At 66.4% G+C, this 12,406-nt stretch carries 14 protein-coding genes; 12 read left to right on the top strand and 2 right to left on the bottom strand.

The genetic code is table 11. The annotated features are described in order from the left end of the window. Positions 1–254: acyl-CoA dehydrogenase family protein (locus ACFWF3_RS07995; protein WP_379312969.1), on the bottom strand; the 254-nt coding region annotated here is incomplete at its 3' end. 186 nt (positions 255–440) lie between these two features. Here ACFWF3_RS07995 and ACFWF3_RS07990 point away from each other — a divergent pair. The 12 genes from ACFWF3_RS07990 to ACFWF3_RS07935 all read left to right on the top strand — a co-directional run bounded on the left by ACFWF3_RS07990 (position 441) and on the right by ACFWF3_RS07935 (position 11,924). Beyond that, positions 441–629: a ferredoxin gene (locus tag ACFWF3_RS07990; RefSeq protein ID WP_056819344.1), complete on the top strand. Its 189-nt coding sequence runs from the start codon at positions 441–443 to the stop codon at positions 627–629. A 43-nt stretch (positions 630–672) separates the two neighbouring features. Continuing rightward, positions 673–1,575: a 3-oxoacyl-ACP reductase gene (locus tag ACFWF3_RS07985; RefSeq protein ID WP_378990638.1), complete on the top strand. Its 903-nt coding sequence runs from the start codon at positions 673–675 to the stop codon at positions 1,573–1,575. Between the two features lie 325 nt (positions 1,576–1,900). After that, positions 1,901–2,665 carry an ABC transporter permease gene (locus ACFWF3_RS07980; protein ID WP_358180900.1) on the top strand — a complete coding sequence of 255 codons (765 nt, stop codon included), beginning with the start codon at positions 1,901–1,903 and terminating at the stop codon, positions 2,663–2,665. Between the two features lie 5 nt (positions 2,666–2,670). Next, positions 2,671–3,522 carry an ABC transporter permease gene (locus ACFWF3_RS07975; protein ID WP_056819342.1) on the top strand — a complete coding sequence of 284 codons (852 nt, stop codon included), beginning with the start codon at positions 2,671–2,673 and terminating at the stop codon, positions 3,520–3,522. Between the two features lie 4 nt (positions 3,523–3,526). Then, positions 3,527–4,732, top strand: coding sequence for an MCE family protein (locus ACFWF3_RS07970; protein ID WP_379312968.1), 1,206 nt, complete (start codon positions 3,527–3,529; stop codon positions 4,730–4,732). Further along, positions 4,729–5,757 carry an MCE family protein gene (locus tag ACFWF3_RS07965; protein ID WP_378990635.1) on the top strand — a complete coding sequence of 343 codons (1,029 nt, stop codon included), beginning with the start codon at positions 4,729–4,731 and terminating at the stop codon, positions 5,755–5,757. Before ACFWF3_RS07970 ends, ACFWF3_RS07965 begins: the two co-directional genes overlap by 4 nt. After that, positions 5,750–6,817, top strand: coding sequence for an MCE family protein (locus tag ACFWF3_RS07960; RefSeq protein WP_378631693.1), 1,068 nt, complete (start codon positions 5,750–5,752; stop codon positions 6,815–6,817). The genes ACFWF3_RS07965 and ACFWF3_RS07960 overlap by 8 nt, the downstream gene beginning before the upstream one ends. Continuing rightward, entirely contained in the window at positions 6,814–8,082 is a 1,269-nt protein-coding gene (locus tag ACFWF3_RS07955) for an MCE family protein (RefSeq protein ID WP_379312967.1), read from the top strand. Before ACFWF3_RS07960 ends, ACFWF3_RS07955 begins: the two co-directional genes overlap by 4 nt. Beyond that, positions 8,079–9,305: an MCE family protein gene (locus ACFWF3_RS07950; RefSeq protein WP_378990632.1), complete on the top strand. Its 1,227-nt coding sequence runs from the start codon at positions 8,079–8,081 to the stop codon at positions 9,303–9,305. Before ACFWF3_RS07955 ends, ACFWF3_RS07950 begins: the two co-directional genes overlap by 4 nt. Next, positions 9,302–10,705, top strand: a complete 1,404-nt coding sequence (locus ACFWF3_RS07945; protein WP_378990631.1) for an MCE family protein — start codon at positions 9,302–9,304, stop codon at positions 10,703–10,705. Before ACFWF3_RS07950 ends, ACFWF3_RS07945 begins: the two co-directional genes overlap by 4 nt. Next, complete coding sequence (locus ACFWF3_RS07940) at positions 10,702–11,442, top strand: hypothetical protein (protein WP_379312966.1); 741 nt, start codon at positions 10,702–10,704, stop codon at positions 11,440–11,442. The genes ACFWF3_RS07945 and ACFWF3_RS07940 overlap by 4 nt, the downstream gene beginning before the upstream one ends. Beyond that, the gene (locus ACFWF3_RS07935) at positions 11,439–11,924 is read left to right on the top strand and encodes a h domain protein (RefSeq protein WP_378631700.1); all 486 of its coding nucleotides are present in this window, start codon (positions 11,439–11,441) and stop codon (positions 11,922–11,924) included. The genes ACFWF3_RS07940 and ACFWF3_RS07935 overlap by 4 nt, the downstream gene beginning before the upstream one ends. A gap of 32 nt (positions 11,925–11,956) precedes the next feature. Here ACFWF3_RS07935 and ACFWF3_RS07930 read toward each other — a convergent pair. Continuing rightward, on the bottom strand, positions 11,957–12,406 hold a 450-nt coding region (locus ACFWF3_RS07930), incomplete at its 5' end, for a sensor histidine kinase (protein ID WP_379312965.1).

Raw genomic sequence — 12,406 nt, 5'->3', positions numbered from 1 at the left:
ATGGCCGCTTCCTCGACGAAGATCAGCTGATCCATCGTGGTGCGGTCCTGGCCGCCGTACTCCTTGGGCCAGCTCAGGGTGAGCCAGCCGTCGCGGCCCATCTCGCGCACGACCTCGCGGTACACGTTGCCGGAGCCGTATTCGCCGGTCGTCATGCTCAGCGCCGCGCGACGTTCCGGTGTCATCAGCTTCGCGAAATATTCGCGCAGCTCGGCGCGCAATTCTTCCTGCTGCGGCGTATACGCGACGCGCATGCTTCCTACCTCGGTGTCGAGCTGAAAGGGCGGGTGGCGGGGCGCAGGGGGTGAGCCCCGCCGAAACCGATCATTGCATATGAACTGGAACATGTTCCAGTATTGATGGTGATTCGGTGCCTGTTCCGCTTCGGGGACCAGGCTGTCTGGGTTAGTGTCGCGAAGACCGTGTGGAAGGAAGTTCTCATGAAGATCATCGTCGATTTCGACCGGTGTGAAGCGAACGGCGTCTGTGTAGGAATCGCCCCTGACATGTTCGAACTTGATGACGACGACATGTTGACCGTCGCCGAGGGCGATGTCGCGCCCGATCGCCTCGCCGACGCGGAGGAGGCCGTGGCGCAGTGCCCCAAGGCCGCGCTGAGGTTGGCGTGATCCGCTCTTGTCGGATGGTGGAACACGTTCTAGAGTCGGCCGAATGAGTGTGACGCAGATTTCATTGGAGGGCCGGGTCGCCATCGTGACCGGTGCGGGCGCCGGGCTCGGCAGGGCCGAAGCTCTCGCGCTGGCGTCGGCCGGTGCGGCGGTGGTCGTCAATGACCTGACCGAGGACGCGGCGGCCGAGACCATCGCCGCCATCCGCGAGCTCGGTGGCAAGGCGGAATTCGTCGGCGGCTCCATCGCCGAGCGCTCGACGGCCGACGCGCTCGTCTCGACCGCGCAGGAATCGCTGGGCGGGCTCGACATCGTCGTCAACAACGCGGGCATCACCCGCGACCGCATGCTGTTCAACATGTCCGACGAGGACTGGGACGCGGTGATCGCGGTGCACCTACGCGGACACTTCCTGCTCACCCGCAACGCGGCCGCCTACTGGCGCGCGGCATCCAAGGCTGCGGGCGAGCCGGTCTACGGCCGGCTGGTCAACACCTCCTCGGAGGCGGGCCTACTCGGACCGGAAGGCCAGGCGAACTACGGTGCGGCCAAGGCCGGCATCACCGCCCTCACGCTCACCGCGTCGCGCGTGCTGTCCAGGTACGGCGTGCGCGCCAACGCGATCTGCCCCCGGGCCAGGACCGCGATGACCGAGGCGGTCTTCGCCGACGCGCCCGAAGGCGCGGTCGACCCGCTGGCGCCCGAGCACGTGGCCAAGCTCGTGGCCTACCTCGCCTCGCCTGCGGCCGATGCCGTGAACGGTCAGGTCTTCGTCGTCTACGGACCGATGGTGGCGCTGATGGCGGCGCCGACGGTCGAGCGGCGATTCGATGCCGCGGGTGCCGAATGGTCCGAGGCCGACCTGGCCGCCACCCTCGGTGGCTACTTCGCAGAGCGCCCTGCGGATCACACCTTTTCGGCGCGCGACCTCCGCGATCTGGGCTGAGCGGTCCAGTCCGCGGTTTGCCTGATGTTGGCTGACCGCACACCCCGTCGGATTTGTCTCGCCTGTCGTGTTGATCACCAGTCCAGGTATTGGTAGACATGACCGTCGGGGTGTGTGCCGCCTCACAGGAAGGTCGCCGAATTGAATAAGTATCCGTTTCAGTTTTGACAGCGTTTTACGAGAAAAAGTCCTGCTCTGAGTCTACGAATATGGCAGACATTAGTAGGAACATGTTCTAGTCTTTGGGCAGTCTTCAGATCGGGGTGGCGGTGAAGTACGGGTACGCGGACACATCGGTCCGCCCGTCGAAAGAGGAGGATTCGGTATGAACAACCTCCTTGCTGTCCCGTTGCGGGCGGTCGGCGGATTCTTCGAACTCGGCGCGGAAGTGGCACGTGCCACCGTCCGTAAGCCATTCCAATGGCGCGAATTCATCGACCAGGCCTGGTTCGTGGCTCGCGTCTCGATCGTGCCGACTCTGTTGGTCGCCATCCCGTTCACGGTGCTGGTGGTCTTCACGCTCAACATCCTGCTGCGCGAGATCGGCGCCGCCGACCTCAGCGGCGCGGCCGCCGCGTTCGGCGCCGTCACCCAGGTGGGACCGATCGTCACGGTGCTGATCGTGGCGGGCGCGGGCGCCACCGCGATCTGCGCCGACCTGGGCGCACGCACGATTCGCGAAGAGATCGACGCGATGAAGGTGCTCGGCATCGACCCGGTCAGCCGACTGGTCGTGCCGCGCGTGTTCGCCTCGATGTTCGTGGCACTGATGCTCAACAGCCTGGTGTGCACCATCGGCATCGCCGGCGGCTTCGTGTTCTCGGTCTTCCTCCAGGGCGTGAACCCCGGCGCGTTCGTCAACGGGATTCCGCTGCTGACGAATCTGTCCGAGCTGATCATCTCCGAAATCAAGGCGGGCCTGTTCGGCTTGATCGCCGGAATGGTCGCCTGTTATCTCGGGCTCCAGGTCAAAGGCGGACCCAAGAGCGTCGGTGACGCGGTGAACCAAACAGTGGTATTCGCGTTCATGGCGCTGTTCGTGGTGAATGTCGTTGTCACCGCGATCGGCCTGAAATTCACGGTGCGGTGACCACGATGGCATTCATAGTTCGCAGTAAGTTCCCGCGCACGGTCCGCCGTTTCGACCGAATGTCGAAATCGGTGGATTCCCTGGGCGATCAGGCCATCTTCTACATCAAGGCGCTCGGCTCGGTGCCGCGCGCGCTGGTGCACTACCGCACCGAGACCATCCGCCTCATCGCCGAGATCAGCATGGGCAGCGGCGCTTTGGCCGTGATCGGCGGCACCGTGGTGATCGTCGGCTTCCTGACCCTCATGGCAGGCGGCACCATCGCGGTGCAGGGCTACAGCTCGCTCGGCAATATCGGTGTCGAGGCCCTGACCGGCTTCTTCGCCGCCCTCATCAATGTGCGCATCGCGGCACCGGTGATCTCCGGCATCGGTCTGGCCGCCACGATCGGCGCCGGCGCGACAGCGCAGCTGGGCGCGATGCGTGTGGCCGAGGAGATCGACGCGCTGGAATCCATGGCGATCCGGCCGATTCCGTTCCTGGTCGGTACCAGGGTGCTGGCGGGCATGATCGCGATCGTGCCGCTCTACGCGCTCGCGGTGATCGCCTCGTTCATCGCCAGCCGGTTCGCGACCGTCGTGATCTACGGGCAGTCGGCAGGCGTCTACGACCACTACTTCTCGACCTTCCTCATCCCGAGCGACATCCTGTGGTCGTTCGCGCAGGCGATCGTGATGGCACTGGCCGTGATGCTCATCCACACCTACTACGGTTTCCACGCCGCGGGTGGTCCGGTCGGCGTCGGCATCGCGGTCGGTAACGCGGTGCGGTCGTCGCTGATCGCTGTCGTCACAGTGACGCTGCTGATCTCACTGGCGATCTACGGCACCTCCGGCAACTTCCACCTCTCGGGATAGCGTGATGGACACTTCACGGATCGTTGCCGCATTGCAGGGCGGGCTCGGGCGCAAGCTCGCCGCGCTCACGATGGTCGGCTTGCTCGTCGGGCTCGCGGCCTTCGCGTTCGCCCTCTTCCAAGGCGCGTTCACCACCACCGCCAAGGTGCTGGTCGACGCTCCCCGCTCGGGCCTCGTGCTCGACCCCGACGCCAAGGTGAAGGTGCGCGGCGTCGAGATCGGCCGGGTCGCCGAGATCAACCTGCGCGACGACGGCGCGCAGATCCTGCTCGAGGTCGACCCCGAACAGCTGAAGCTGGTGCCGTCGAACGCGGGCGTCGACATTCGCTCGACCACGGTGTTCGGCGCCAAGTACGTGAACTTCGTTGTCCCCGAACAGCCGTCGTCCAGCCCGTTGAAGCCGGGCAGCACGGTCGCGGCGACTTCGGTGACGGTGGAGTTCAACACGCTGTTCCAGCACCTGTCCGATGTGCTCGCCCAGGTGGAACCGGAGAAACTCAACGCCACGCTGACCGCGCTCGGCACCGCACTGCAGGGCCGCGGCGACAAGTTCGGCGACCTGCTCGTCCGCTCGGATCGCTACCTGCGCGAGATCAACCCCTATCTGCCCACGCTGCAACAGGATCTGGACAAGACGGCCCAGGTGACCAATATCTACGCCGATGCCTCCGGCGCGCTGCTGCGGACCGTGGACAACGCCACGGTCACCGCGAAGACGCTGTCGGAGATGCAAGCCGAGCTCGACAATGTGCTGGTGAACGTGATCGGGCTGTCCGATACCACCGGTTCGGTGCTGCGGGAGAACGAATCCGACCTCGTCACCGCGCTCGACTTGCTGCGGCCGACGACCAACCTGCTGTTCGAGTACGCGCCCGCGCTGAGCTGCATCATCAACGGCCTCGGCCCGCTGATGCCGTTGGCCGAGGAGGTATTCGGCGGCGTGCTGCCCGGCGTCGGTATGAACGCCTCGCTCATGCCCGGCTCCAAGCCCTACACCTACCCCAAGGACCTGCCCAAGGTGAACGCCACCGGCGGACCGCATTGTGACGGCGTGGTCACCCGCGCACCGGACAGCCACTCGAACTATGTGGTGACCGATACCAGTCAGGGCACGGTGTACACACCCAGTACCGCGCCGCTCGCGTTGAACGACAGCGCACCAAAGGTTTTCCAGCTCTTGCTGGAAGGACTGCCGGGAGTGACACGGTGAGAAACACGGCGACGACAGTCAAGCTCGCGATCTTCACCGTGGTGATGACGCTGGTGTTCGCCGGCTTGGCGATCGTGCTGAGTCAGGCACGGTTCTCCAGCGAGAACGGGTACAAGGCGGTGTTCACCAACTCCTCGGGCATGCTGCCGGGGTCGAAGGTGCGGATCGCGGGTGTGCCGGTCGGCTCGGTGACCTCGGTGAAGGTCGGCGACGACGATCTCGCCCATGTCGAGTTCGACGTGGACACCAAGTACTCGGTGCTCTCCAGCACCCGCCTGGCGATCAAGTACGAGAACCTGGTCGGTGACCGGTACCTGGAGCTGAAGGAAGGCCCGGGCTCGGCCCGCGAGCTGCCCGCCGGCGCCACCATCGGCAAGGAGCAGACCACGCCCGCACTGGATCTGGACCTGCTGCTCGGCGGCTTCAAGCCGCTGCTGCGTGGGCTCGATCCCGGTCAGGTCAACGACCTGACCTCGGCGCTGCTGCAGATCTTCCAGGGCCAGGGCGGCACCCTGGTCTCGCTGCTCAACAGCGGTGGCAGCTTCGCCAAGACCCTCGCCGACCGCGATGCCCTGATCGGCAGCGTGATCGACAACCTGAACACCGTGCTGGCCACCATCGACGATCGCGACGAGCAGTTCGCCACCACGATCGACGAATTGCAGCGCCTGGTCAGCGGATTGGCCGCCGAACGCGATCCGATCGGCGCCGCGCTACCGCGGATCGCCGGTGCGACAAAGGAACTCAACGACCTGCTGACCACCGCCCGCCCCGACCTGCGCAACACGATCGAGCAGACCGGCAGGCTGGCCACCAACCTCGACAACGGCTCCGACCACCTCCAATGGGTGCTCGAGAAGCTGCCGCAGACCTACAAGCAACTCGTCCGCGTCGGCGCCTACGGTTCGTTCCTGCAGCTGTACATCTGCGGCACCAACTTCGTTGTCGACGGCCCGAACGGTCAGCCGATGGAAGTGAAGGCGCCGGGCCTGCAGGCGACCGGAAGGTGTACGCCCAATGAGTGAGAAGAAGTCGTCGGCCGTCACCATCGGCATCGTCGGCATTGTGCTGGTGGTGACGATCTCGCTCGCCACCCTGCAGTACACCAAGCTGCCGTTCATCCGCTCCGGCGCGACCTTCACCGCGTTCTTCGTCGACGCGGGCGGGCTGGTGCCGGGCGACCCGGTGCACGTGGCCGGCGTGCGTTCCGGTGAAGTCGACCAGGTCTCGCTCGACGGTCCCAAGGTGCTGGTGAAGTTCACCCTCGACGAGTCGATCGTGCTGGGCCAGAAGACATCCGCCGCGATCAAGACCAACACGGTCCTCGGTCGCAAGTCCCTGGATGTGGTGCCGACCGGACAGGGCGCGCTGCGTACCTCCGACACCATCCCGCTCGACCGGACCACCTCGCCGTACTCGCTCAACGAGGCACTCAGCGACCTCGGCGCGACCGTCCGCGATCTCGACATGGATCAGGTCGACAAGACCCTGGATGTGCTCTCGGCCGCCTTCGCCGATACACCGGGCCCGTTGCGCAACGCCCTCGACGGCGTTACCGCGCTCTCGCGCAGCATCAATACGCGCGACCAGGCGCTCACCGATCTGCTCGGCCGGGCGCAGAACGTCACCAAGGTGCTGGCCGACCGTAGTTCGCAGCTCAACGCGCTCCTGCTCGACGGCAACAACCTGCTCGGCGAACTCGACAACCGCCGTGCCGCCATCAATCAGCTGATCGTCTACGTCGACTCGGTCGCCAAGCAGCTCTCCGGGCTGGTCGCCGACAACGAGGCGCAGATGAAACCGACACTGGACCGGCTCAATTCGGTGCTCGGCCTGTTGCAGCGCAACAAGGAGAACCTGTCGGAGGCGCTGGAGGGTATCGGCCCCTACGCCTCGGCACTCGGCGAGCAGGTCGGCAACGGTCCGTGGTTCAACGCCTACGTGGTGAACGCGACGAGTACCGAGCTGCGTCCACTGGTGGACGCGCTGGTCTGGCCCGAGCACCTGCCGCAGGACCTGATCGACATCTTCACGCACCCGGCGCCGCCGAGCATCGTGCCGACCGAGGAGGATCCGCCGCGATGAGTGGTATCGCATCGAAAGTCCGTGGCGTGCCGCGTTGGACGCTCGCGGTCGCCGTGGTGGTGATCGTCGCGCTGGTCGCGGTCGGGGTCTACACCACCCTCGGCATCGGCAAGACCAAGATCACCGCCGCCTTCACCTCGACCACCGGCCTGTACGCGGGCGACGAGGTGCGGATGCTCGGAGTCAAGATCGGCAAGATCGACTCGATCGAGCCCGGCGAGGGCCGGGTACAGGTGCGGATGTCGGTCGACCGCGGCATCGACCTGCCCGCCGACGCCCGCGCCGTGCTGATCGCACCTTCGCTGGTGTCGGCCAGGTTCATCCAGCTCGCGCCCGCCTACGACGGTGGCCCGAAGATGGCCGACGGCGCACAGATCCCGATCGAGCGCACCGCGGTCCCGGTGGAGTGGGACGACATCAAAGCCGAACTCTCCAATCTCGCCACCGCTCTCGGTCCGGTCGGCGACGACCAGCAGGGCTCGTTCGGGCGTTTCGTCGACACTGCCGCGAACAACCTCGACGGCAACGGACAGAAGTTCCGTGAGACCCTGCACGAACTGTCGGCGACGCTGAATACCTTGTCCGACGGGCGAACCGACCTGTTCGGCACCATCCGCAACCTGCAGAAGTTCGTCGAGGTGCTCTCGGCGAGCAACGAGCAGATCGTGCAGTTCGGCGGCCGCCTGGCCTCGGTGGCCTCGGTACTCGCGGGTGCGTCGGAGGAGCTGGGTGCGGGACTGGACAGTCTGGATGTGGCGCTCGCCGATGTGAAGCGCTTCCTCGAAGGCAGTGGCGCCGAGCTCACCGACGGTGTCGAGCGACTCGCCGATGTCACGCAGACGCTGGTCGACAAGCGGCCGGAGATCGAACGGCTGCTGCATTCCGCGCCGACCGCGCTGGTGAACTTCTACCAGATCTACAAGCCGGCTCAGGGCTCGCTCAGCGGCTCTGTGTCACTGAACAATACGTCCAGCCCGCTGACCTTCCTCTGCGGTTCCATCCGCGCGCTCGAGCACAACGACTCGGACCGGTCGGCGGATCTGTGCGCGGAATTCATCGCTCCGGTGATCAGTTCGCTGGCGATGAACTACGTGCCGATCATGCTCAACCCGGTCGGCGGCACGCAGGCCCTGCCCGGCCAGTTGACGTACAGCCCGCCGAGTTTGGCCGCGGAGGTGCCGTCCGCGCCTGCGTCCCCGGCGACGGCTCCGATCACCGTGCCGAACGGTCTCGCCGGACTCGCGGTTCCAGGAGGACAACGATGACGCCCCAACGCATGCTCGCCGGGTTGGCGGTGGGCGTCGCCGTGACGCTCGGCGCGACCGGCTGTCAGTGGGACGGGCTGAACTCGCTACCCATGCCCGGCTCCGAGGGCTCCGGCCCCGGTTCGTACACGGTGCGGATCCAGATGCCCAATGTCACCACGCTGACCCGGAATTCGCCGGTGCGCGTGGACGACGTCGAGGTCGGCAATGTCACCGGGATCGACGTCGAGGGCTGGCACGCGCTGGTCACGGTGTCGCTGAATCCCGAGGTGAAACTGCCCGCCAACGCGATCGCCAAGATCGGGCAGACCAGCCTGCTCGGCAGCAATCACGTCGAACTGTCTGCCCCCACCAATACGCCCGCCGTGGGGCAACTGCGAAACAACGACGTGATCCCACTCGAGCGGGCAGGCGCCTACCCGACCACCGAGCAGGTGCTGTCTTCGCTGTCGGTCGTGCTCAACGGCGGCGGCATCGCCCAGCTCGAGACCATCACCAGGGAGATGAACGCGGCGCTCAACGGTCGCGAGGCCGAGATCGCCGACCTGCTGCCGCAGCTCAACGAGCTGACCACCGGCCTGGACAGGCAGACCGGCAACATCATCGCCGCGATGGAGGGCCTCGACCGGCTGGCGGGCAACTTCGCCGACCAGAAGGACGTGCTGGCCCGCGCGATCGACGATATCCACCCGGCACTGACCGCGCTCGCCGACCGCACCGCCAACATCACCAGGGCGGTCACCGCGCTGGGTGAGCTCAGCGATGTCACCGAGCGGATCATCCAGACCAGCGGTGACGATCTGAAGGCCAACCTGGCCAGTCTCGGCCCGGTGCTGGAGACCCTGGCGAACACCGGCACCAACCTCGTCGACGCGATGGGCATCATTCCCTCCTTCCCGTTCCCGATCAAGAACATCGGCAACGCGATCAAGGGTGACTACCTCAATCTCTACATCACCTTCGACCTGACCGGTAAGCGCTTGGACAGCAACTGGCTCACCGGTACTCCGCTCGGCGGCCGCTTCGGTGGGGTCGAGGGCGTGCTCGGTAGTTTCGCGCCTACGACGGCGACCGACGCGGGCGATCCGACGAAGCTCCCGCAGGCACCCGCACCCAGTGCGGCGCCGACGCCGACCCTGCCCGGACTGCCGTCCATTCCCGGCCTGCCCTCCATCCCCGGAATCACCGTGCCGCTGCCCGGCCAGGAAGGGGCGGGACGATGAAACTCACCAGGTTCGTCCACGTTCAGCTCGTGATCTTCGCGGTACTCACCGTGGTCGGTCTCGTCGTGATGGGCGGGACATACATCCAGCTACCCGCGATGTTCGGGATCGGCCGCTACGGGGTGACGGTCCAGCTCGCCGCCACCGGCGGGCTGTATCCCACCGCCAATGTCTCCTACCGCGGCACCAATATCGGCAAGGTCGAGGCGGTGCGGCTCACCACGGCGGGGGTCGAGGCGGACCTGTCGATCGACAGCGATTACAAGGTGCCGTCGGACTCGATCGCCTGGGTGCGCAGTGTTTCGGCGATCGGCGAGCAGTACGTCGACCTGGTGCCGGAGGCGAATTCCACCTCGGGCGACCTGCGCGACGGTTCGGTGATCCCGGTGCAGCGCACCAAGCTGCCTCAGGACGTGGGCTCGCTGCTCGACCAGACCGACAAGCTGCTCTCGACCGTCGCCGATACCCGGCTGCGCCAGGTGATCGACGAGGCGTTCCTGGCGTTCAACGGCGCGGGCCCCGACCTGCAGCGGTTCATCGACTCGGCGGCGCTGCTGGTGCAGCAGGCCGAAACCGATGTGGAACCGACGAAGAAACTGCTCGATCAGATCGGTCCGCTGCTCGACACCCAGGTCCAGTCCGATGCCAATATTCGTTCCTGGACAACAGATCTCGCGACCCTCACCGATCAGCTCCGCGAGTCCGACCCGACCTTGCGGAACCTGTTGCGCGACAGCCCGTCCGCGATGCAAAAGGTGACCGAGCAGTTCCAGAGTCTGCGTCCGACGCTGCCGCTGCTGGCGGGCAATCTGGTGAGCCTCGGCCAGGTGGGGGTGACCTATCACGCTGGTCTCGAACAACTTCTGGTCGTCTTCCCGCCGTTGATCGCGGCATTGCGGACGGTCCTGCGCGGACCCACCAAGTATGGCGCGATGGTCGACTTCATGACCGTGGTCCACGACCCGCCCGCCTGCACCACCGGCTTCCTGCCCGCCGACCAGTGGCGTGAGCCGAGTGATTTCAGCCCGATCGACACTCCGGAAGGGCTGTACTGCAAGGTAGCTCAGGATTCTCCGATCGAAGTGCGCGGTATTCGCAACAGTCCGTGCATGGAGTATCCCGGCGTCCGGGCGCCCACTCCCGAACTGTGCCGGACGGGGTACGTGCCGCAGGGCACGAACCCGCCGTTCGGCGCGCCGCAGCCGGTAGCCCCGGCCTCGGCCCCCACCGGCGCGTCCACCGGCGGAGTCACCCCCGCCGCCGCGCGCCCCTATGATCCGTCCACGGGCAGCTATCTTGGCCCGGACGGACGCATGTACCGCCAAGGTGATATCGCCTCCGATGGCTCGGGCACTGTCCCGGCCAGCTGGCAGGCGATGTTGGAGGAGCAGCAGAGATGAGTGAGAGCAACACAGGCCGTCCGCGTCGCCGGGCAGCCCGGTCGGCGGGCCCGCCGGTAGAGGATGTGCAGGTCGTCGACGTGACAGTCGACGCGGGTGCGGTCGAATCGGCCGAGGTGGCCGGTGCCGAGGCGGCTCCCGGCAAGGACGCCACGGTGGTCGTGGCTCCCGTCGTGCTGACGAAGCCCGAGGTGGTCGCCGACCAGGTCGACGAGGAGTCGGCCGAGCTTGACGAAGAAGATGTGAAGCTGGCCCGGCTCGGGCAGATCATCGGGCTCGCCGCCGCCGCGGTGCTGGTGTTGGCGCTGGTCGTCGGTGCCACGTTCACTGCGCTCGCGGCACGGTCGGGCAATCAGGACGAGGATCTGCGCGCGCAATACACCCAGACCGCCCGCCAGGCGGTCATCAACCTGACCACCATCCGCGCCGACTCCGCCAAGGAGGACATCGACCGGATTCTGGCGGTGGCCTCGGGCGAGTTCAAGAACGAGTTCGACGGTCGCGTCGACCCGTTCATGGATGTGGTGAAGCAGGCGAAGGTGGTCTCCACCGGCGAGGTCGTCGAGTCGGGGATCGAGTCCGTCGACGAGAACTCGGCCAAGGTGCTGGTGGCCGCGAAGCAGATGGTGAGCAACACCGGGTCGGCCGAACCGCAGTCGCGCCAGTATCGATTCCGGATCACCGTGTCGAAGGGCGATTCCGGGATGACCGTGTCGAAAGTGGAGTTCGTGGGATGAGCAAGCGAATCAAGATCGTCTTCGGCGCCCTCGCGGCGGCTGGTGTGATCGCGGCCGTCATCCTGGGCGTCAGCGGGTATCAGCTGTGGCAGCAGGACAAGACCGAGCAGGCGCGCACCGACGCGATGAGCACCGCGAGCCGGACGGTGAGCGCGATGTTCACCTATGAGCCCGCCACCGTCGACACCGAGTTGCCGAGGGCGGCCGACAATCTCACCGAGTCGTTCCGGGCCGACTACCTGAAGCTGATCGAGCAGGCCATCGCGCCGGGCGCCAAGGAGAAGCAGCTCACCGTCAAGGCCACCACCCAGGCCGAGGGCGTGGTCTCGGCGGATCCTGAACATGCCGTCGTCCTGCTGTACCTGAACCAGCTGACCACCAGCAAGGACTCACCTGAGGGCGCCACCTCGGGCAGCCGGGTGCGGGTCACCCTGGACAAGGCGGACAACCGCTGGCTGGTCGCTCAGGTCACGCCGGTCTGATCGATGCACGCCGCGACCAGCCGGCTCGGTGCTCACGCTGAGCCGGCCTGGTCGCCGCGTGGCAGCCGCACGGCGAAGGTCGCGCCACCACCCGGAGTGTCCTCGACCTGAACGGTGCCGCCGTGGGCCGCGACGAGTGCCGCCACGATCGACAGGCCGAGTCCGCTGCCGCTCGTCATGGTGGCGTTGCTGTCGCTCGTGCCACGGCGCGTACGGGAGATATCCGCACGGTAGAAGCGTTCGAAGACGTGGTTCGCGTCTTCGGTGGTGAGGCCGGGGCCGGTGTCGACGACCTCGAGGCCGACTTCGTCGGTGGCTGGGGTCAGGCGGACGGTGATCGAGGTGCCGTCGGGGGTGTGGGTGCGGGCGTTGTCGAGGAGGTTGGTGAGGACCTGGCGCAGGCGGTGTTCGTCGCCGCGGACTTCCAGGGTGCCGGTACCTTCGGCGATGTCGAGGGTGATCGGATGGTGTCGGCCCGCGGC

Origin of the sequence: Nocardia sp. NPDC060220 (assembly GCF_042727815.1) — a bacterium.
Classification (GTDB): domain Bacteria; phylum Actinomycetota; class Actinomycetes; order Mycobacteriales; family Mycobacteriaceae; genus Nocardia.
The sequence above is the reverse complement of the archived record's forward strand: the minus strand, read 5'-3'. Positions and strand labels throughout refer to the sequence as shown.